The sequence below is a fragment of the Embleya scabrispora genome, from assembly GCF_002024165.1.
GTDB lineage: Bacteria > Actinomycetota > Actinomycetes > Streptomycetales > Streptomycetaceae > Embleya > Embleya scabrispora_A.
In genome coordinates this window covers 4955824-4976012 of the sequence record NZ_MWQN01000001.1, presented here as the reverse complement: position 1 = coordinate 4976012, position 20189 = coordinate 4955824, and the positions used below count along the sequence as shown (strand labels likewise).

Annotated in this window: 19 protein-coding genes; 7 read left to right on the top strand and 12 right to left on the bottom strand. The window is 73.4% G+C overall.

The window, feature by feature from the left end:
• Window positions 1–7 precede the first annotated feature (7 nt).
• A complete protein-coding gene (locus B4N89_RS22070) occupies window positions 8–850 on the bottom strand; it encodes a lysophospholipid acyltransferase family protein (protein ID WP_078977556.1) in 843 nt (280 codons plus the stop codon).
• Between the two features lie 341 nt (window positions 851–1191).
• On the opposite strand from B4N89_RS22070, the gene B4N89_RS22065 reads away from it, so the two are divergent.
• From B4N89_RS22065 to B4N89_RS22055, 3 genes are all read left to right on the top strand, one after another.
• Window positions 1192–1971 carry an alpha/beta hydrolase gene (locus B4N89_RS22065; RefSeq protein WP_078977555.1) on the top strand — a complete coding sequence of 260 codons (780 nt, stop codon included), beginning with the start codon at window positions 1192–1194 and terminating at the stop codon, window positions 1969–1971.
• 7 nt (window positions 1972–1978) lie between these two features.
• Complete coding sequence (locus tag B4N89_RS22060) at window positions 1979–2809, top strand: hypothetical protein (RefSeq protein WP_078977554.1); 831 nt, start codon at window positions 1979–1981, stop codon at window positions 2807–2809.
• A gap of 196 nt (window positions 2810–3005) precedes the next feature.
• A complete protein-coding gene (locus B4N89_RS22055; protein ID WP_161500783.1) occupies window positions 3006–4796 on the top strand; it encodes a serine/threonine-protein kinase in 1791 nt (596 codons plus the stop codon).
• A gap of 15 nt (window positions 4797–4811) precedes the next feature.
• On the opposite strand, the gene B4N89_RS22050 is transcribed toward B4N89_RS22055, so the two are convergent.
• From B4N89_RS22050 to B4N89_RS22025, 6 genes are all read right to left on the bottom strand, one after another.
• The gene (locus B4N89_RS22050; RefSeq protein WP_078977552.1) at window positions 4812–5522 is read right to left on the bottom strand and encodes an endonuclease/exonuclease/phosphatase family protein; all 711 of its coding nucleotides are present in this window, start codon (window positions 5520–5522) and stop codon (window positions 4812–4814) included.
• Between the two features lie 110 nt (window positions 5523–5632).
• Complete coding sequence (locus tag B4N89_RS22045) at window positions 5633–6571, bottom strand: ROK family glucokinase (protein ID WP_078977551.1); 939 nt, start codon at window positions 6569–6571, stop codon at window positions 5633–5635.
• Window positions 6572–6951: 380 nt separating this feature from the next.
• Window positions 6952–7380, bottom strand: a complete 429-nt coding sequence (locus B4N89_RS22040; protein ID WP_078977550.1) for a DUF5304 family protein — start codon at window positions 7378–7380, stop codon at window positions 6952–6954.
• 159 nt (window positions 7381–7539) lie between these two features.
• Window positions 7540–8727, bottom strand: a complete 1188-nt coding sequence (locus B4N89_RS22035; protein ID WP_078977549.1) for an ArsA family ATPase — start codon at window positions 8725–8727, stop codon at window positions 7540–7542.
• Window positions 8728–8734: 7 nt separating this feature from the next.
• Window positions 8735–9169: an SRPBCC family protein gene (locus B4N89_RS22030; RefSeq protein WP_078977548.1), complete on the bottom strand. Its 435-nt coding sequence runs from the start codon at window positions 9167–9169 to the stop codon at window positions 8735–8737.
• A 124-nt stretch (window positions 9170–9293) separates the two neighbouring features.
• Window positions 9294–10061, bottom strand: a complete 768-nt coding sequence (locus B4N89_RS22025; RefSeq protein ID WP_078979532.1) for a metallophosphoesterase family protein — start codon at window positions 10059–10061, stop codon at window positions 9294–9296.
• 348 nt (window positions 10062–10409) lie between these two features.
• Here B4N89_RS22025 and B4N89_RS22020 point away from each other — a divergent pair, with 348 nt between their 5' ends.
• Window positions 10410–12218, top strand: coding sequence for an AMP-dependent synthetase/ligase (locus tag B4N89_RS22020; RefSeq protein WP_078977547.1), 1809 nt, complete (start codon window positions 10410–10412; stop codon window positions 12216–12218).
• A gap of 87 nt (window positions 12219–12305) precedes the next feature.
• On the opposite strand, the gene B4N89_RS22015 is transcribed toward B4N89_RS22020, so the two are convergent.
• Window positions 12306–13451: a glycosyltransferase family 4 protein gene (locus tag B4N89_RS22015; protein WP_078977546.1), complete on the bottom strand. Its 1146-nt coding sequence runs from the start codon at window positions 13449–13451 to the stop codon at window positions 12306–12308.
• Window positions 13452–13528: 77 nt separating this feature from the next.
• Here B4N89_RS22015 and B4N89_RS22010 point away from each other — a divergent pair, with 77 nt between their 5' ends.
• The 3 genes from B4N89_RS22010 (at window position 13529) to B4N89_RS22000 (ending at window position 15483) form a co-directional block, all read left to right on the top strand.
• Window positions 13529–14833, top strand: coding sequence for a glycosyltransferase family 87 protein (locus B4N89_RS22010; protein WP_235618727.1), 1305 nt, complete (start codon window positions 13529–13531; stop codon window positions 14831–14833).
• Between the two features lie 126 nt (window positions 14834–14959).
• The gene (locus B4N89_RS22005; RefSeq protein WP_078977545.1) at window positions 14960–15241 is read left to right on the top strand and encodes a hypothetical protein; all 282 of its coding nucleotides are present in this window, start codon (window positions 14960–14962) and stop codon (window positions 15239–15241) included.
• The gene (locus B4N89_RS22000; protein WP_078977544.1) at window positions 15238–15483 is read left to right on the top strand and encodes a hypothetical protein; all 246 of its coding nucleotides are present in this window, start codon (window positions 15238–15240) and stop codon (window positions 15481–15483) included. Before B4N89_RS22005 ends, B4N89_RS22000 begins: the two co-directional genes overlap by 4 nt.
• 12 nt (window positions 15484–15495) lie before the next feature.
• On the opposite strand, the gene B4N89_RS21995 is transcribed toward B4N89_RS22000, so the two are convergent.
• From B4N89_RS21995 to B4N89_RS21980, 4 genes are all read right to left on the bottom strand, one after another.
• Complete coding sequence (locus B4N89_RS21995; RefSeq protein ID WP_078977543.1) at window positions 15496–16764, bottom strand: M48 family metallopeptidase; 1269 nt, start codon at window positions 16762–16764, stop codon at window positions 15496–15498.
• A gap of 16 nt (window positions 16765–16780) precedes the next feature.
• Entirely contained in the window at window positions 16781–18163 is a 1383-nt protein-coding gene (locus B4N89_RS21990) for a hypothetical protein (protein ID WP_235618726.1), read from the bottom strand.
• Window positions 18164–18268: 105 nt separating this feature from the next.
• The gene (locus B4N89_RS21985; RefSeq protein WP_078977542.1) at window positions 18269–18655 is read right to left on the bottom strand and encodes a hypothetical protein; all 387 of its coding nucleotides are present in this window, start codon (window positions 18653–18655) and stop codon (window positions 18269–18271) included.
• Window positions 18656–18720: 65 nt separating this feature from the next.
• Complete coding sequence (locus tag B4N89_RS21980; protein ID WP_235618963.1) at window positions 18721–20025, bottom strand: NYN domain-containing protein; 1305 nt, start codon at window positions 20023–20025, stop codon at window positions 18721–18723.
• Between the last annotated feature and the right edge of the window lie 164 nt (window positions 20026–20189).

The following is a 20189-nucleotide window of genomic DNA, read 5'->3' as shown; positions in this document are numbered from 1 at the left end:
GACCCGGTCAGCCGGCGGGTCGGCCGGAGCCGCCCGAGTCGTCGTTCGCCCCGGACGCGGCATCGGGGTCGGCGGCCCGGTCCGTGCCCTTCCCGGTGTCCTGTCCCGGATCCTGCTCGGCGTCCTGTTCCGCGGCCTTCTCGGCGGCCTTGGCCGCCGCCGCCTGCTTGCGCGCCTCGTCGATCCGCTTCTTGGCGTCGGCCGCGTACATGTCGACGTACTCCTGGCCGGACAGCTCCATCAGCGCGTAGATGATCTCGTCGGTGATCGCGCGCAGGATGAAGCGGTCGTCCTCCATGCCCTCGTAGCGGGAGAAGTCCAGCGGCTCACCGACGCGGATGCCCACCCGCATGACCTTCGGCACGATCTTGCCGGGTGGCTGGATCTTCTCGGTGTCGATCATCGCGACCGGGATCACCGGCGCGCCCGACTCCAGGGCCAGCCGGGCGATCCCGGTCTTGCCCCGGTACAGCCGGCCGTCCGGCGAGCGGGTGCCCTCGGGGTAGATGCCGAACAGGTGGTTCTCGCGCAGCACCTTGAGCCCGGCGTTCAGCGCGGCCTCGCTCGCCCGGCCGCCGCTGCGGTCCACGGGCAGTTGGCCCACTCCCTTGAAGAACGCGGCGGTGAGCCGACCCTTGACCCCTCGGCCCGTGAAGTAGTCCGACTTGGCCAGGAAGGTGATCCGGCGCGGGACGACCACGGGCAGGAAGAACGAGTCCGAGAACGAGAGGTGGTTGCTCGCCAAAATGGCCGGGCCCCGGTCCGGGATGTGCTCCTGACCCTCCACCCAGGGGCGGAAGAAGAGCCTCAATACGGGGCCGACGATCATTTTCATCAGCCGGTAGAACAACCCTGACCTCCTCCTGGGAACAGGACGAACCCTAGAGCATCGCTCCCGGCCGGGACCGGGGTACGGGAGTTGTCGCCGGCGCCCGCGCCCCGGCCGGCGCGAGGGGCGGGCCGCGCCTCGGCGCGAGCCGGCGAGCCGTCCCGGACCGGCATTACGCCGCTGTACGCATCGCGCACGCCCGTGGGACGATTCGAGAGCGCCCAGGTGTTGGGGGTGAGGGGCGGAACCACTCGCCTCCCGACCCCGTTATGGAACCTGTACCGCCGTCGGCCGGCGGTCGCCACCCCACGTGGCGCCCATCCGGTCGACCCGCCCAGCCCGTCGCCCGAAGGAGCCCGTTGGTGTCGATCCTGCCCGGTGCCGAGCCCGACCACCACGACGGCGGTCCGGTGGGCGTCCTGCTGTGTCACGGGTTCACCGGCACGCCGCAGTCGTTGCGGCCGTGGGCCCGACACCTCGCCGCGGCCGGGCTGAGCGTGTCGCTGCCGCTGCTGCCCGGTCACGGCACCCGGTGGCAGGACATGAACCTGACCACGTGGCACGACTGGTACGCCGCCGTGGACCGCGCGTTCGACCGGCTTCGCGAGCGCTGCGACACGGTGTTCGTGATGGGTCTGTCGATGGGCGGCGGACTGGCCCTGCGGCTGGCCGAGCAGCACGGCGACAAGGTGGCGGGGCTGGTCCTGGTGAATCCGTCCGTACAGGCCGACGATCCGAAGGTGCGCCTGCTGCCGGTGTTGCGGCACGTCATACCGTCGGTGGCCGGCATCGCCTCCGACATCCGCAAGGAGGGCTCGGTCGAGCTCGCCTACGCGCGCACCCCGGTCAAGGCCGCCTACTCGCTGTCCCGGTTCTGGCGGGTGGTCGGCGCCGACCTGCCGCAGGTGACCCAGCCGGTGCTGCTCCTGCACAGCCCGCACGATCACGTGGTCTCGCCGGCCAACTCCGAGACGGTGTTGGCCAGGATCTCCTCCACGGACGTCACCGACGTCCTGCTCAACGACAGCTATCACGTGGCGACGCTCGATCACGACGCGGAACGGATCTTCGCATCCAGCCTGGAGTTCGTACGCCGGCTCGCGCCGGACGCGCGGATCCCGGAGACGGCCGAGAGGGACTGAACGAACGGTGCGCGGACGTGGCAACGGACTCGACGCGGAGTCCTTCAAGCCCCTGACCGACCTCGATCCCGAGGCGGCCGACGTGATGCTGGACGCCCTGCGGGACGCGGGGGTGGCGGCGTACGTCTCGACGCTGGAGCCCCGGGAACCGGACGAGGAGCCCGAGCAGATCGAGCGCCTGTGGGTGGACGCGGCGGCGACGTCGCGGGCGCGGGCCATCCTGCGTTCGCTGACCGAGCCGTCCTCGCCGCGCGCGCGGGCCAAGGAGCCGACGGCCGGACCCGCCGACATCCCGTCGGTGGAGCCGCCCCGGGCGCAGTCGGCCGAACCGGCGAGCAACGACGCCGAGGCACCCGCCGAGCGGCCGGGCGACGACGAGGTGTGGGCGCAGATCGTCGCGTCCTTCGACAACGAGGTCGCCGACCCGGTGCCGCGCTGGCCGGTGGCCGAGGACCTGGGCGGCGAGCGGTCGGGACCCGAGGGGCCGGCCGACGGCTCGTTCAAGGTCGGCCTGCCCGCCGCGGCGGGGCCGCGCGACTACTCGCTCGCGCCGCCGGGGCCGCCGGTGATCAACGAGTTGGACGAGGACCCCGACGAGCACTTCGTGCCGCCTCCGCCGCCTCCGCTGCCCAAGACCGACGCGGCGACCAAGATCGCCTGGATCGCGCTGGTCGGCGGACCGCTCTACCTCCTCGTGTCGGTGCTGCTGGGCCGTGCGGTCGGGCCGTGGACCTCGTTCGCCGCGTTCGCCGCGTTCACCGGCGGTTTCGTCGCGCTGGTGGCGCGGATGCGCCGGGATCGGGACGAGGACGACCCCGACGACGGCGCGGTGGTCTGACCCGCGAGGGCGCGGTCGTCGGGCCGGCGAGGGCACGGTGGTCGGGCCGGCGAGGGCGCGGGATCCGAGCCGGTGACGGGACCGCCGGGTCGGACGACGTCGGATGACCCTTTTCGGCATGATTCGGCTTGTTCCCGACCGGTTCTGACGAGGCGTCATGCCACATTGGAAGTCCCCGGCCGGGTACCTTCCTTGCGTGGACGCGGACAACGAGGGACGCCTGGTCGGCGGGCGCTATCTGCTCGCCGAGCGACTGGGGCGCGGGGGTATGGGTGCGGTCTGGCGGGCTCGGGACCAGGTCCTGGGACGCGAGGTCGCGGTGAAGGAGATGTTGCCGCAACCGGGTGCCGACGACACCGAACGGGCCCGGCTGCGCGAGCGTGCCGCCCGTGAGGCGCGCGCCGCCGCGCGGCTGAGTCATCCTTCGGTGGTGCGCGTCTACGACGTCGTCGAGGAGGACGATCGGCCGTGGATCGTCATGGAGTTGGTGCCCTCGCGCTCGCTCGCCGAGGTGATCCGGGGCGATGGGCCGATGGCCGCCGAGGCGGTGGTGGAGATCGGTCTGGCCATGATCGACGCGCTGCGCACGGCGCACGCGGCCGGGATCCTGCACCGTGACGTCAAGCCCGGCAATGTGCTGATCACCCCCGACGGCCGGGCCGTGCTCAGCGACTTCGGCATCGCGGTGGTCGAGGGCGACTCGTCGGTGACCCAGTCGGGCGTGGTGCTGGGCGCCCCCGCGTACATTCCGCCGGAGCGGGCCAAGGGCCTGAGCCCCACCGCGGCCTCGGACCTGTGGTCGCTCGGCGCGACGCTGTACGCGGCGGTCGAGGGCAAGGCCCCGTTCGAACGCTCCACGCCGCTCGCCACGTTGACCGCGATCGTCAGCGAGGACCCGGTGCCGGCCAAGCACGCGGGCCCGCTCGACCCCGTCCTGCACGCGCTGTTGGCACGCGATCCGGCCCGGCGGCCGGACGCGGCCGAGACCGAGGCGATGTTGCGCGACGCGCTGCGCGAGATCCGGGAGGAACAGGCGGCCACCCGGGCGTTGCCGCCGACGCCGCTGCCCGCGGCGGAGCCGATACCCGTGGTCGTACCCGCGCCGCGGACCGTCGAGCCCGAACCCGACGCGATATCCGGGGGCGAGGCGGAGATCGTCTCCCCGCTCGTCGCCCCACCCGCGAAGCCCCCGAAGCCGGCTCGGGAGGACCGCCCCGCCCGAACCTTCCCGTGGCTGCCGCTGCCGGCCGCGATCGCCGCCCTGGTGGTCTTCGGCATCGTGGTCGGGCTGATCCTGTTCCTGATCGCCCCCGGCGACGACAAGAACGATCGGGCGAAGGGCACCGCCGACTCCGGCTCGCCCGCGCCGCAGTCGGGTTCGACGCCACCGTCGAGCCCCGGGCCGGCCGCCGAGACCGCCCCGGTCGGCGGACAGCCCACCCCGCCGCCGAACACCGAGCCCCCGCCGAGCGATTCGGCGCCGCCACCGGCCGGGACCACGCCGCCGACCCAGGGCTCGACGCCGCCGCCGACCGGCGTCGACGGCCTGCCGGCGGGCTGGACGCCGTACACCGGCGCGACCACCCGCTACCGGATCGGCCTGCCGCCCGGGTGGCGAAAGGTCAAGACCGAGGACAGCCAGGAGTTCTTCGCCAACGCCGAGGGCACCCTCAAGCTCAACGTGGACACCGTCGCCAGTTCACCGACCGACCCGGTCGAGGACTGGAAGCAGGCCGAGCCCGACGTCCGCCGTCGATTCACCAACTACCAGAAGGTGAGCATCGAAAAGGCCGACTACCGTGACTACCCCGCCGCCGCCTGGCACTTCACCTACGGCAGCGGCACCCGGCACCACGTGCTCAACCTCGGCTTCACGGTGCCGTCCGGGCGCGGCTACTCGCTCTACATGGACACCCCGGAGGCGGTCTGGAACGACCCGGCCACGCAGGAGTTGCTGGCCGGTTTCAAGGCGAGCTTCCAGCCCTGATCCCGAGCCACCCGGTCAGCCGACGGGTATCCGCAGCGTGGCCAGCACCGGGCGGTGGTCGGAGGCGGCGGCGTAGTCGGCGTCGGTGACGTCGTCGGGGACGCCGCAGCCGAGCACCTCGACGTGCTCGGAGACGAACACGGCGTCCGGGCGACGGCCGGGGTCGCGGCGCGGCGCGGTGAACTCCGAGCCGCCGGGCGCCGTCGGATATCCGTCGCGGAGTTCCCCGGCCAGGCGGTCCCAGCCGGGACGGCCCGCCGACTCGCGGAAGTCCCCGGCCAGCACCCGGTGTTCGACTCGAAGGCCGGACAGCCGGCGCAGCAACTCGTCGGCCTGCGCCGGCCGTTCGGCCGCATCCGGGCCGAACTGCGCGCTGGCCAGCGCGAATTCGGCGCCGCCGACCGTCACCACCGCTCCGGCCGGCCCGAGCGCACGCCGCCCGGGCGTGGCCGGCGGCAGTTCGTCGTACGCCCGCCGCACGGTCACCCGCAGTCCGCCGAGCACGAGCAGCCCCGACGCGGTGCCGCCGCCGGCGATCACCACCAGGCCGCAGTCGCGCGCGAGCCGGGCCACCGCCTGCCGACGGCGCACGAAGCGGGGGCCCTCCTGGATGCAGAGCAGGTCGGGCGCGGCGTGCCGGACGATCCGCACCAGGGCGTCCCGATCGTCGCGCAGCGAGCGCACGTTGTACGACATGACCCGGATCTCTCCGTTGGCGACGGCCACCGATGCCCCCTTGCCGGTTCGGAGCTCCCGGCCCGAACCACGATCGACCAGCTGTGTACGCCCACCCGGTCCCCGGGAGGCGGTGTGTTCCGCGCGTGGCGGTGGTGTCGTCAGTGGCGGGCCAGGTCCGCCGCGCCGACCAGTCCCGCGTCGCTGCCCAGGGTGGCGACCACGACCTCGGCGCCGAGCCGGTGGCCGCGGCGCAGCACGCTGCGGTAGGTCTCCAGGGCGGGGACGAGCAGGAGGTCGCCCGCGTCCGAGACGCCGCCGCCGATCACGAACGCGGCGGGGTCGAGCACGGCGGACAGGTCGGCCAGGCCCTGGCCGAGCCAGGTGCCCAGCTCGCGGAAGGCGGCCAGCGAGACGGGGTCGCCGAGCAGCGCGGCCTGGGTGACGTGCGGGCCCTGGATGCCCGCGGGGGTGCCGTCGCCGAGGGCGAGCAGCTTCTCCGCCGCCTCGGGCAGGCCGGCCGCCCGGTCGCGGGCGTAGCGGGTCAGCGCGCTGCCGCTGGCGTACCGCTCCCAGCAGCCGTAGTTGCCGCACGGGCAGGCGAGGCCGTCGGGCACCACCCGCATGTGGCCGGGCTCACCCGCTATCCCGCCGCCGCCGCGGTACAGCTCGCCGCCGAACACGATCGCGCCGCCGATGCCGGTGCCGACGGTCACGCACATCACGTTGGTGTGCCCGGCGGCCGCGCCGAAGCGCACCTCGCCCCAGGCCGCGGCGTTGGCGTCGTTCTCGACCACGACCGGCAGGCCGATCAGCGCCTCCATCCGATCCCGGAGCGGCTCGCCGACCCAGGCGCCGACGTTGGCCGAGAACAGCACGGTCGAGCGGTCCGCGCCGATGAATCCGGCCGCGCCGAGCCCGACCGCCTCCACGACGTGGTTGCGCCGCAGGGTGTTGACCGCCTCGGCGATCACCTGCGCGGTGCCATCGGCGTCCTTGGGGGTGGCGACCTTGAGCCGATCGAGGATCACCCCGTCGGCGTCGACCACACCCGCGAGGATTTTGGTGCCACCGATGTCGACACCGATCGTGAGTCCCATGTCGTCCCAAGCTCGTTCGCGTGCATTGCCCGCAACGGATCGTACTGGTCCCTTCCCCGCCCCCACCCCACGCGTACGCCCGCCGGCCACGGCCCGGCCGCCCACGAGCGCCCGCCGCCACGTCGCGAGGACCACCGCACGTCCCGGAGGCCGGCGGGCGGGCCCGGTCGAAGACTCGTTCCCGAGGGCCCGCGGGCGCAACCGCGGGCCGGTCCACGCGAAGACCCTGCCCCGAAGAGGCCGGGCCGGGGTCCGCAGACAGCCCCGGGTCCGAGAGACGGGTCCCCGCACGGGAGAGGCGGCGCGCGGCAGGCGGCGGGCCCGCGGGCGACGCGAACCGGCGTCGGTCCCTGCGCTCGGCCGACCGCCCACCCGCTCGGCTACTCGTCGTCGTCGAGCCGGATCCGCTCGCTCTCGGCCGGCTTCGCGGCCCACCGGCGCTCCCGATCGCCGACGAAGGCCCGGTACGCGGACGCCAACTCGGTCCCGGCGGCGGCCAGGTGCGCGGCCGCCTCCGGATGTCTGCGCGCCACCTGCTCGCGCACCGCCCCGGCCTGCTCCACCAGCGTCTCGGCCAGCCGTCGCGCCTCCTCCGCCAACCGCGCGGCCGGCGCCCCGTCCCCACGATCGGCCCCGGTCACCGCATCGGCCAACCGCCGAGCCTCCTCCCCGAGCCGCGCCCAGGGATCGACCCGCTCCCGCCCGCCGTCCCCCTCGGCCTTCGCATCCGCGGCCGGCGGCACCTCATCCGTACTGCCCGCCCACGCGTCCGCCGCGTCCTTGCCCGTCACCCGCTCATCAGGATCCACCCGACGCATTCTCCGCGCTTCGAACGCCCGACGCGAACACTCCGCCCCGATCCACGACGACAACGGGCGGTCCCGGGCCGCGGACCAGGCTCCGACCGGCACGGCCGGATCGACCCGGCGCGACCGCGTTCGGCGCCGAACTCCGGCGGGCCGCCGGCGCTACCGCGGCGTGCGCATCCAGACGGACGGGTCCGGGACGAAGCGGACGCGCAGGACGCCGTCGCGCAGGCCCGCGCCCTCGATGAGGCAGCGGCGCAGGGCCGAGGGCAGGCGGATCAGCCGGCGGTGCGGGCCGATCGTGATCACCAGTTCGTCGCCGCGGCGCAGCAGGTCCAGGTCGTCGCGATCGGTACCCGGCAGCGGCAGCAGCAACAGCAGCCGCTCGCCGTCGCGTTCGATCGTGTGCCCGTCGTCGTCGGCCGCGCCGCCCGGGCCCACCGGGCCGAAGTGCGCCGCCACGTCGGCGAGTTCGCTCGCACCCAGCGGCTCGGCGGCCAGCGTGGGAACCTGCGCCAACGGCACGCGCGGGAACAGCGCGCACAGCGCGTCCACGGTCTCGCGCGCCACTTCGGCCCGCGCCCGCACCGCCGGATCGGGCGAGTCGGCCGCGCCGACCCCGTTCACGATCACGTCCTCGATGCGATGCCCGTACAGCGCCAGCGCCGAGGCGGCCCGCCGCGCCGCCGCCAACGCGACCGTCCCGGGCCGCACCACCAGCCGCACGGTCGTGGTCGGCGCCGCCACCAGCGCGCGCAGCACCTCCAGCTCGGCGGCCACCCTCCGGGCCGTGTCGTACACCCAGTCGTCGGGCATCGGCACCCCGGCGACCGCCGCGAGCACCGGCCGCAACGCGCGCGCCGCCTGCCGCTCCACCGGCAGCAGCCGGTCCACGTAGCGGGCCAGACCCTCCGGCACGGCAAGCGCCGGCACCGCCCGCTCGGCGGCGGGCAGGTCCACCACGATCAACTCGTAGCGCCGCGCGTCCACCGCCCGCGCCAGCACGCGCAGCGCCAGCACGTCCCCCGCGCCCGGCGGCACGGTGATCTCCTCGGGGTCCAGCGGCTCCACCCCGACCACCCCGAGAGCCGCGCCCAGCTGTCCCTGCACCAGCAGGAACTCGCGCTCGAACTCGGCCCGGACCGCGACCCGCTGCACGGTCAGCCCGGGCAGCACGTCGAAGGGATCGGCGCCGACCGGCACGTCGAGCACCGTGTCCACGTCGCGCGTGCCGTCGGCGGCGAGGAGCAGCGTGCGCCGCCCGGCCCGCGCCGCGGCCACCGCCGTCGCCGCCGCGACGGTCGTGCGCCCGGCACCCGGGAGACCGGTGACCAGCAGGACCCGCGTCACCGCCGGATCAGCTCTCGACGCGCTTCTTGAGCCCGGTCAGGGCCCGATCGATGATGACCTTCTCCGCCTTGCGCTTGAGCATGCCCAGCATCGGGATCTTGACGTCGACGGTGAGTTCGTAGGTGACCTCGGTGCCGCCGGCGATCGGGCTCAGCGCGTAGCGACCGTCGAGCGCCTTGAGCATCTGGCTGGTCACCAGGGTCCACCGCACCTCGCGGTCGTCCTCCCAGGTGTAGCCGAGCACGTGCTCGTCGCTGATCACGCCCGCGTCGAGCTTGAACCGCACCCGCACCGCGCGCCCGACCGACTCGTCGATCTCCAGGACCTCGGTCTCCTTGACCTCGCCGGTCCACTCGGGATAGCCCTCGAACCCCGCGATGACGGCCATGACCTCGGCCGGCGTGGCGTCGATCGTGATGGTCGAGCTGGTCCGTTCAGCCATCGTGAGGAGTCCTCCGGAAGCTCGCGTAGCCGTTGTTGGCCGTCTCGACAACCGCTGGGACGGTCGAGTACAGCCGATCCGCTCGAAGGTTATCGTGCCCGACCTGCGAGGACGCGGCACCGGCTCACCAGGTGAGGACGTACGGTTTCCCGGTGGCCTGGAAATGCCCCACGTTGACACATTCGGTGCGCCCGATCCGCATGCGCGCGCGCAGCGGCTGATGCACGTGTCCGAACAGCACCAGGTCGGGTTCGGTCTCGTGGATCGCCCGCAACACCGCCTCGCTGCCGCGCTCGAACCGGCGGGCGACCACGTCGTAGGTCAGGTCCGGCACGGCGGGCGGGATGTGGCAGCACAACACGTCGACCCGACCGACCGCGGCGACCTTGGCCGCGTACTTTTCGTCGGAGATCTCGTACGGCGTGTGCATGGGGGTGCGCAACCCGCCGCCGACGAAGCCGAAGGTGCGACCGCCGATCTCCACGACCTGGCCGTCGAGCACGGTCACCCCCTCGCGCGCGTAGTCGGGCCACAGTTCGGGCACGTCGACGTTGCCGTAGGTGACGTAGGCGGGGGTGGGGAAGGCCGCGAACAGCGCGGCGTACTGGCGGCGCACCGCCGCCTCGATCGCCTGTCGGGCGCCGCCCGGCACACCCGCCCACAACGAGCCGGAGAAGGCCCGGGCCTCGGCGAAGCGGCGGGCGTTGCGCAGGGCGAGCAGTTCGCGGGTGTTCTCCACGCCGAACAGGTCGGTGAAGATGCCCCGGTCCAGGTCGTGATAGTCGAGGAAGAGCACCAGATCGCCCAGACACACCAGGGCGTCGGCGCCGTCGCCCGCGCGGGCGAGCGCCTCGGCGGCACCGTGGACGTCGCTCACCACGTGGACCCGCATGTCGGTCACTGTACTGACGGCTCCGAAGCGAAACCGACGACACCGGGGGGTTGCCTCCGTCACACCCGCCTCGCACGCCGAATCGATACTCTCGACATGCCCGGTCGAATCGGGACGGATGCTCGTCGGCCCCGCCACGAATTCCGAGTCGATACGGATGTGGGCTTGTCCGTAGCGTGAGACCGGGCACAGGATCCTCACGACCCCTGTCCCCCAGACCTACTTGCCAGTAACGTCTGCCCCCGTCACCGAGTCGGCAAGATGGACAGCCACCGAGACGGCCGGCAACACCGACACCGGCACCGGCAGCGCCGACCTCCGGCGCCGAGACCGCAACGAGGAGCATCAGTGCGCGAGTGCAGCGTCCCGGCCCTGGCCGAGGTTCCCGCCGAGGGCAACCTGACCGACCTCATCAAGCGCAACGCCGCAGAGGCACCGGATGCCGCGGCGCTGGCCCGCAAGGTGGGCGGACGCTGGACGGACGTGACCTCGACCCGGTTCCTGGCCGAGGTGTACGAGGTGGCCAAGGGCCTGATCGCGGCGGGCATCGAACCCGGCGACCGGATCGGCCTGATGTCGCGCACCCGCTACGAGTGGACGCTGCTCGACTTCGCCATCTGGTGCGCCGGCGCGATCTCGGTACCGGTGTACGAGACCTCCTCGGCCGAGCAGATCGAGTGGATCCTGTCCGACTCGGGGGCGCGGGCGGTGGTCGTGGAGAACGCGGCGCACCTGGGCGCGGTCGACCGGGCGCGCGAGCGGCTGCCGGAGCTGGCCCACGTGTGGCGGATCGACGAGGGCGACGGCGAGGCCGCGGTGCCCGCGCTCACCGCCGCCGGGCGCGAGGTGGCCGACGCGGTGGTCGACGAGCGGTGCGCGGGCCTGCGCGCCGACTCGGTCGCCACCGTCATCTACACCTCCGGCACCACCGGGCGGCCCAAGGGCTGCGTCCTGACGCACGGCAACTTCCAGGCCGAGCTGGGCAACGTGGTCGCGCTGCTGAACCGGCTGTTCGTCCCGGAGAAGTCGAGCTGCCTGCTGTTCCTGCCGCTCGCCCACGTGCTGGGCCGGATCCTGGAGATCGGCTGCATCATGGCCCGGGTCCGGATCGGGCACTGTCCGGACGTCAAGCAGCTCACCGGCGAACTCCAGACCTTCCAACCGACCTTCGTGCTCGCCGTGCCGCGCGTGTTCGAGAAGGTCTACAACGCGGCCTCGGCCAAGGCTCAGGCCGACGGCAAGGGCAAGATCTTCGAGATGGCCGCCGAGACGGCGATCGCGTACAGCGAGGGCATGGACAGCGCGAGCATCAGTCTGGGCCTGCGGATCAAGCACAAGGTGTTCGACAAGCTGGTCTACGGCAAGCTGCGCGCCGCGCTCGGCGGCCGGGCAACGCACGCCATCTCCGGCGGCGCGCCGCTGGGCACCCGGCTCGGCCACTTCTTCCGCGGCATCGGCTTCACCGTCCTGGAGGGCTACGGCCTGACCGAGACCTGCGCCGCGCACACGGTCAACCCCGCCGACGGCATCCGGATCGGCACGGTCGGTCGGCCGGTGCCGGGCTCGGCCGTCCGGATCGCCGAGGACGGCGAGATCCTGGCCAAGGGTCCGAACGTGTTCACCGGCTACTGGAAGAACGACGCGGCCACCGCCGAGGCGTTCGAGGACGACGGCTGGTTCCGCACCGGCGACATCGGCGTCCTGGACGACGAGGGCTTTTTGACCGTGACCGGGCGCAAGAAGGAGATCCTGGTCACCGCGGGCGGCAAGAACATCGCGCCGGCCCTGATCGAGGACCGGATCCGGGCCCACCCGCTGATCAGCGAGTGCATGGTGGTCGGCGACCGCCGCCCGTTCGTCGGCGCGCTGATCACCATCGACCCGGAGGCCTTCCCGACCTGGAAGGAGCAGAACGGCAAGCCCGCCGACGCGACGGTCGCCGATCTCGCCGACGACCCGGACCTGCTGGCCGCCGTGCAGGACGCGGTCGACGAGGGCAACAAGGCCGTCTCGCGTGCCGAGGGGGTGCGCAGGTTCCGCGTGCTGACCATCAACTTCACCGAGGAGAGCGGCCATGTGACGCCGTCCCTCAAGCTCAAGCGCAATCTGGTGCTCAAGGACTTCGAGCAGGACATCGAGAAGATCTACGAGGGCTGAGCACCCGCCGGCGGGCGGGATCGGGCACACCCGAGCGAGGGCGGGCGGTTCCGGGGTCCCGGCCGCCCGCCCTCGGCGCGTCCGCCCTCAGCCCGCCTTCGGGTCGAGCAGTCCCCGGAGTCGTTCCGAGAGCAGGTCCCACCGCCAGGCCCGCTCCACCCAGCCGCGGCCCGCCGCGCCCATCCGCGCGGCCCGCTCCGGGTCGGCCAGCAGGCCCGCGACCCGATCGGCGACGGCGGCCGGCGAGCGGCCGTCGACCACATGGCCCGTCTCCCCCTCCAGCACCGCGTCGGGCGCGCCGCCCGAATCGCCCGCCACCACCGGCCGGCCCACCGCCGACGCCTCCAGGTAGACGATCCCCAGGCCCTCCACGTCCAGGCCCCGACGCCGGGTGCGACACGGCATCGCGAACACGTCGCCCGCCTCGTGGTGCGCGGGCAACTCGGCCCACGGCACCGCGCCGGTGAACACCACCGAGTCGCGCACGCCGACCTGGTCGACCATCGTCTCCAGGCGGTCCCGGTACGGCCCGGCGCCGACGATCAGCAGCGCCGCGTCCGGCACCCGGCGGCGAATCCTCGGCAACGCGTGCACGAGGACGTCCTGGCCCTTGCGCGGCACGAGCCGCGACACGCAGACCACGACCGGCCGATCGCTCAGGCCGTGTCGGGCCCGCACCTCGGCGCCGCCGACGTCCGGGCGGAACACGTTCTCGTCCACGCCGGGCGGCAGTTGCACCATGCGCGCGGCGGCGGCCGGGGTGAGCGCCGGTGCGATCTTGCCCCGGGTGTACTCGCCCAGGTAGGTGACCGTGTCCACCCCCTCGCCGATCCGCCGCAACAGCCGCCTGGCGCCCGGCAGTACGGCCCAGCCCGCCTCGTGCCCGTGCGTGGTGGCCACAAGCCGCTCCACGCCGACCGCCCGCAGGCTCGGCGCCATCAGGCCCAGCGGCGCCGCCGCGCCGAACCAGACGGTGTCGCACCCCTCGGCCCGGGCGATCTCCCGGGCCCGGCGCACCGCGCCCGGCGTGGGCACCAGCATCGACGTACGATCCCGCACCACCGGGAAGGGCTGCGCCGCGTCGAACGCGACTGTCTCGGCCCGGTCCCGCCACGAGGACGTGTAGACCACGACGCCGTCCGCGGGCAGACGCAGCGCCATGGAGTGCACGAAGGACTGGATGCCGCCGGGGCGGGGCGGGAAGTCGTTGGTGACGATCAAGGTCTTCATCACGAACGAGGATCCCAGACCCGACGCGCCGTCCCGCGGAAGGATCCGGTCGAGGCGGGCGCTCTCTGTACGATCCCTCGGTGAGCCTTCCCTCGTGGCACCACGCCCGGAACCCGTTCCGGACGCCGTCGGGCGCGCTCTGGGCCGTCGTGCTCGTCTGGGCCGCGACCCGGGCGGTGTTGCTGCTGACGGCGATGGAAGTGGTGCCCAATCCCTGGCCGTTCGTCACCGGTGACGCACGGGCGATCTACCGCGAGTGGTTCCACGTGTTGCGCTCGGGGACCTTTCCGGTGGACGACGTGCGCTGGCAGTACCCGCCGGGCGCGGCCGGGGTGTTGCTGCTGCCCGGGCTGCTGCCGTTCGACTACGCGACGTCGGTGTACGTGCTGATGCTCGTCGCCGACGCGGCGGTGGTGTGGTTGCTGGCCCGGGGCATCCCGCGCGGGGTCCCGCCGTACGGCGCGGCGTTGTGGGTGGTGGCGGTGCCGCTGCTGGGGCCGATGATCCTGGCCCGGTACGACCTCGCGGTGACCGCGCCGACGGTGGCGGCGCTGATCCTGATCACGGGTCGGCGCGCCGACCGGCACCGGTTCGCGGGGCTGCTGGCGGGCTTCGCGACGGCGATAAAGCTGTGGCCGGCGCTGATCTTCGTGGGGCTGCGCGGGCGGCGCGGGCCGGCCCGGGTGTACGCGTGGACCCTGCTCGGCGCCGCGGTGGTGGTGCTCGGCTTCGCCGCCGCGCTGCCGGGGGCCTTCGCGTTCCTGGGCTACCAGCGCGAACGCGGCATCGAGGTGGAGTCGGTGTTCGCCGTGCCGTTCCACCTCGCCTCGTGGTGCGGGTGGAGCGGGCAGGTCCGGGAGAGCTACGGATCGCTCGAATTCCACGGCCCCTACATCACCGCGGTCGGCCGACTCAGCCTCCTGGCGAGCGTGCTCGGCTTCGGCTGGCTGCTGCTGTGGCGGGTGCGGGCCCGCCGGTTCACCGCGACCACGGCGCCCGACGCGGCGCTGTGCGCGATGTTGATCTTCGTGACGACGAGCCGGGTGATCAGCCCGCAATATCTGGTGTGGCTGATCGGCCTGGCGGCGGTGTGTCTGTTGCGGCCGGACACCACCCAGCGCCCGCCGGCCCTACTGCTGCTGTGCGCGACGCCGCTGACCACCCTGGAATTCCCGATCTGGTTCGGCGAACTCCTCCGCGGCGAGCCGCACGCGGTCCTGGCCCTGACCGCCCGCAACACCCTGCTGGTGACGGCGACGGTGTGGTCCGCCCGACGACTGTGGCAGGCGAGCCGCGCCATCGACGAGCCGACCACGGCGGCCCCGACGAAGCGGCCTCCGACCCCGCCGGACCCGCACCGCCCGGTGGCGAAGTCCACCGTGTAGGCACGCCACGCCCCTTCGACACCATCACAAGCCCCCAACGCACCGGCTACACGCCTGTGCACGACGCACCGACCACAGCACACTGGAACACGACGACCGAAACGACTCTCGACGGAGGTGTGTGCCATGCCGGCGACATTCAAGACGCACATCGGTGGTGCCGTCGTGGAACTGCCCGCGACTGTGCGGACCATCCGGGAATCGTTGCCCGAGGAGTGGCACAAGGAGTTCAACGAGGCGGTGGAGGACTGCCCGGCGAACGAACTGTTCGCGCTCCTGGCCAAGTGGGCGCTCAAGCCGACCACGGCCGAGGAGGAGGACCGCGCCGTCTTCGAGATGCTGGAGCGCCGCGAACGCGAATTCGTCGAGCAAAAGCGCCGGGAAGCCGAAGCGGGTGAATCGGGATGAGTTTTCGCGTCGAGTACACCCCGGACTGCGACAAGGTCCGTGGACAACTCACTCCCGCACAGCGCGGCGACCTCGACGCGGGGATGGCGGCGATCGCCCGCGACCCGTATGGATGCGGGTCGAGCGCGACCTACTCCAGGGACCGGCGCGAGGCGACGCTCGGCCGCAGCATCTTCGTCGTCTACCAGGTATCTGCGGGACAGTTGCTCGTGACCGTCGTTCGCATACAACCCGGCCCCTGAGCGGCCGCGCCGCTACCCCTTGCCGTGCAGGCGTTCCCAGTCTCTTGCCGAGGCGATGCGTTCGGGGGCGGACGGGTGGGAGGCGAAGAGGAATTGCAGGATCGGATTCGGGGTCACGTTGGAGCGGTTGGTCACCGCCAGGTTGTGCTGCATGCGGATGAACGCCTCCGGGTCGCGGGTCAGATCGAGGGCGTGCACGTCCGCCCGAGCCTCCAGACGGCGGCTGATCAGCATCTCGCCGGGGCCCGCCAGCGTGCCGATCACCGCGACCGCCGCGAGCAGCAGGGCAAGCGAGCGCGGGTCGCCCGCGGCGTCCGCGCCGGCCCGACGCAGCAGCGGTGACCAAGACATCAGCAGGCCGAGCCCACAGACGCCGGCGGCCATCGCGGCGGCGCCGATCAGCGTGCCGTGCAGCACGTCGTCGCGCTTGGCGTGGCCCAGTTCGTGTGCCGCGATCAACTCCACCTCGCGCGGATCCGCGTCGCGCACGGTGGTGTCGTAGACCACGATCCGCCGGGTCGAGCCGAACCCGGACACGTACGCGTTGAGCGCGGTGGTCCGCCGCGACGCGTCCGCGACCAGCACGTCCTGTACCGGCACCCCGTCCCGCTCGGCCAGTTGCAACAGCGAGGTGCGCAGCGGCCCGTCGGGCATCGAGTGGAACTTGTTGAAGGCCGGTTCGACCAGCAGCGGGTACAGGAACGAGACCGCCACCACGAGCAGCGCGCCCCCGCCGGCCGCGATCGGCCAGCCGGCCCGGGGCAGCGCCCGGATCAGCGCGTACAGGGCGAGCGCCACCACCAGCAGCAGCCCCGTGGACATCGCGAAGCCCTTGCCGAGATCGGCCCACCAACTCCCCCAGCTCTGCACGGACAGCCCATAGCGCCGCCGGACCACCTCCAGGCGGGCCGCGAACGGCAACGTGGCCAGCCGGCCGATCAGCGCGAGCACCAGCCCGCCGAGCAGGATCCGCCAGGCCCAGCCGCCGCCCAGGGGACGGGCGACCGCCTCGATGATCCGCGCCCCCGCCGGGGTGAGCCCGAGCACGAGGGACACCACCAGGGACAGCGCCATGGACAGGTAGGCGGGCGGGCGCGCGGCCCGCGCCAGCGCCTGCCCGCGAGCGATCTCGGCGGCGGTGAAGTCCCGCGCCGCATCCGGGTGGGTGAACCCGCCCGGCGGCTCCGGCAGCGGGCGCCACGGCGTGGTCACCGCGACCGCCACGAGCAGCACCACACCCGTGCAGATCAGGCAGATCAGCAACAACCTCTGGACCGACATGCCCGCCGTGCCCCCGTCATTCGGCCTGCGTCCGCAGGTAGTCGAGCCAGGTCTTGGTGAACGCGTCGGGACCGGTGCCCAGGACGGACACCATCGCCGACGACAGGGCCGACGCCGCGTCGGGCGCGCCGACCCCGGGCGGCCGTTCGGCGCCGACCGTACGGTACAGCTCGACCAGCTTGGCCCGGCCCCACCGCTCCGCGATCAGTTTGCAGGCCAGCCACCCCATCTCGTACGCCTGGGGCAGGTCCTCCTGCGTGGTCTCGAAGGTCGCGTCGGCGGGCAGCTGTACGGGCACCTTGCCCGCTTTGACGTCGCGGCGCAGTTCGGGCGCGGCGGTGCGCATCGTCTGCGCCGACTCCAGGTAGCCGACGTAGTCCGCGAACCCCTCGGACAGCCAGGTCGGCGTCCACGCCCGGGTGAACGCGCGGCTCGCGACGTGGGTGATCTCGTGCGTCATCACCACCCGGCGCTCCAGGTCGCCCAGTTCGCGGAACGCGTCCGGGTTGACGATCACCCGGTCGGCGGCGGCCGCGTCGGCCGCCGCGCCGCGCTCGCCGGTGGTGACCGCGGCGATCTTGGCGTACTTGCTCGGTTCGGCGCCGAGCAGCCGGGCCATCTCCGCCTGGGTGCCGGGCACCACCACCACCGCCCGCCCGGGCCAGGACTCGCCCCACACCGCGCTCACCTGCGGCACGGCCTTGTCGGTGGTGTCCGCGAACTCGCGCAGCGCGGCGCGGGTGCCGATGCCGAGCACGATGCTGTGCGTGCCCTGGACCACGGTGACCGGGCCCAGGTCCCACACCTGGGCGGGGGTGCGCATCCCGGTCGCGGCGCCGTCGCCGTCGGCGGCGAGGTACCAGGTGCCGCCGCGCAGTACGAAGGTCAGGAATTGCGGCACCCGCACCGGCGCCACGTCGTGTCCGGTGATCCGGTAGAGCAGGTCCACCTGGGCGGTGAACACGGGCGCGCCGAGCGCGCTCTTGCGTGCGGCGGAGAGGTCGAACGCGTCGGGCGTGACGATCTCGTACTCCCACGCGGCGAACGGCACCTCGGCGATGTTGTCGAAGACGCCGATCTGGTTCTGCCGAAACGTCGGGTTCTGCGGGTCGAGGGTGGACGAGAGCGCCTCGCGGTCCCGGGTGCGGAACGCGTTCGCGCGCCGTTCCAGGAGGGCGCCGATCGCTGTCCGGCGGGCGTTCGCGTGCTGCTCGCCGTCGCCGCTCGCTCCGGGGCCGGCGGAGCGGCCGGCGCGGACGCCGGGTGGGGTGTGGGTCACCGTGTCGGCGACGAATCGGGTCACCCCGAGGACGGCCCCGAGTTGGGCGAGGGCGCACACCACGACCAGGACGGGCAGCAGGCTGCGGATCCGGCGCGCGGCCCGATTCGGGTCATCCACCGGTCGATCGTAACGTGGGCCCGCGCGCTCCCCGCCCGGAACGGGGACCGGGGCTGCGGCGAACGGGTACCGCCGACCCGCCCCGGAGCGGTCCCGCCGCCCGGCTCACCCCCGGCGGTCGGCCGGGCGCCGCATGCCCGGCGGCTCGCCGCTCTCCCGCGCCGCTCCGCTCGGCGCCGCGAACATCCCCTCCGCCGCGAACAGGCGCAGTGCGCTCAGCGTCTCCTCGTCCAACTCGATGTAGTCGGGCCGGCCGGCGGGGTCGGGGGGCGACCCTGGGTCGGGGGGATCGCCGAAGTCGCCGGAAGCACCGGGATCACCGAAGTCGAAGTCGCCGAACTCGCCGAAAGAAGCGGTATTCGATAATTCGGGCGATATGTCGATGCCGATGGTTCGGGCGCCGACCAGGGCCGGCCCGATCGAAGCCGGGATCGCGCAGCCGGCGGCGGCGGCGCGTCCTCGGCCGCGGTGTGTACGACAGGCGATGCGCATGTGACTCCTCTCCCTCGTCGACCTTCCCTGTCAACGGTAGGGAGCACTACCGACACACGGTGCGGTCAACCGCGGGTGAGCCTGCGCAGCAACATCGTCGAGGGCACCGGGCGGGCACCCGCCTTGCGCACGCCCTCGGCCACCTCACGGTCGGTGGAGACCACCACGACCGGTCGGCCCGGCGGCTCGGCCCGGACCAGCCGGCGGATCAGCTCGTCGGCCGTCTCCCCCGGCTTGCTGAACATCACCCGCACACCGCGCGCGGGAGCGAGCAGTACCGGCGCGTCCAGTTGCGCGCCGTCGAATACGCAGGTCACCTCACAGCCGGTCTGCGCGGCGAGCCCGGTCAGCCCGCCGACCAGCCGATCGCGCTGCTTGTTCAGCGCGAGCGTGGGATAGCCGGTCTTGGTCACGTTGTAGCCGTCGATCACCAGGTGCGCCTGGGGCAACGCGAGCAACTGATCCAGCAGGGCCGGGTCGTCACCCTCCAGCGCGCGCTGCGCGATGTCCTTTATCCCGGACGCGCCCGGCACCACCGCGTCCACCATGTCGGCCGGCCTGATCCCGACCGGGGGCAGCGCCAGCTCGCGACGCAGGCCCTGGGCCGCCTCCAGGACGGTGTCCAGGAGCAGCCGGACCCGGGTGTCCTCCATGCTGCGTCCCTCGCGGGCCGCCCGGCGGCTGGCCTCCAGGGCCGATTCGACCTCGGCGACCCGGCCGCGCAGCCGGCGCGCCTCCTTCTCCGCGGCGGCGATCGCGGCCTGCGCCTCGACCCGCACCGCGTCCAGCTCGGAGCGGGCCCGGCGGGCCTCCTTCTCCTCGTGCTTGGCGCTGCCCTGCAGGCCGCGCACCTGGCGGCGCAGGTGGTCGGCCTCCTTGCGGGCCGTCTCCAACTCGGCGCGCAGCCGTTCGTGCTCGGTCTTCGAGGCCGCGCGCAGTACGCCGACCTCGTGCTCCAGGCGGGACAACGTCTCGGCGGCCTCGGCCTCGGCACGGTCGGCGGCGGCCTCCTTGGCCGCGTCGCCGGCGGTCTCGATCAGCCGGACCCAGCCGCGCGGACGCAGCAGGTAGGCGGCGGCGGCCACGTCGAGCGGGTCGGCCGCGGCGGGCACCTTGCCCGCTTCGAGCGCCTCGGAGATCTCCGGCAGGCCCTTGCGGAAGCGCTCCGCTATGCGCTGGCGGAACACCGGATCGTTCTCGAGGGCGGCGGCCAGCGGCGTCGCGGCGAACTTGGCCCGGCGCTGGTGGGTGAACCGGGCGAACCGGCGCAGCGGTCCCGGGACCTCGTCGGCGGTCATCGTGCCGAGCGCGTCGGCGGCCACCGAGATCACCCGAACCCGAACCGCCTCCGGCAACGGCCCGGTCAACACCTCGGGCTCGACGACCGGCGCCTCGGACGTAGGGCGCTCCGCCTCGGGGCCGACGGCCGCCTCGACGCTCGCGGCCGCCTCGACGGCCCCGGCGGGAACGTCACCGGCGGGATGTGTACCGGCCGGCGGCTCGGCGGCCCCGTGCGCCTCCGAGGCGACGGCGT

Bases quoted from the DNA above. Each gene is read 5' to 3' on its own strand.
- B4N89_RS22045 (WP_078977551.1), bottom strand. From the start codon at position 6,571: ATGGGACTCACGATCGGTGTCGACATCGGTGGCACCAAAATCCTCGCG.
- B4N89_RS22030 (WP_078977548.1), bottom strand. From the start codon at position 9,169: ATGGCTGAACGGACCAGCTCGACCATCACGATCGACGCCACGCCGGCC.
- B4N89_RS22025 (WP_078979532.1), bottom strand. From the start codon at position 10,061: ATGCGGGTCCACGTGGTGAGCGACGTCCACGGTGCCGCCGAGGCGCTC.
- B4N89_RS22005 (WP_078977545.1), top strand. From the start codon at position 14,960: ATGCCGGCGACATTCAAGACGCACATCGGTGGTGCCGTCGTGGAACTG.
- B4N89_RS22000 (WP_078977544.1), top strand. From the start codon at position 15,238: ATGAGTTTTCGCGTCGAGTACACCCCGGACTGCGACAAGGTCCGTGGA.
- B4N89_RS21995 (WP_078977543.1), bottom strand. From the start codon at position 16,764: ATGTCGGTCCAGAGGTTGTTGCTGATCTGCCTGATCTGCACGGGTGTG.
- B4N89_RS21985 (WP_078977542.1), bottom strand. From the start codon at position 18,655: ATGCGCATCGCCTGTCGTACACACCGCGGCCGAGGACGCGCCGCCGCC.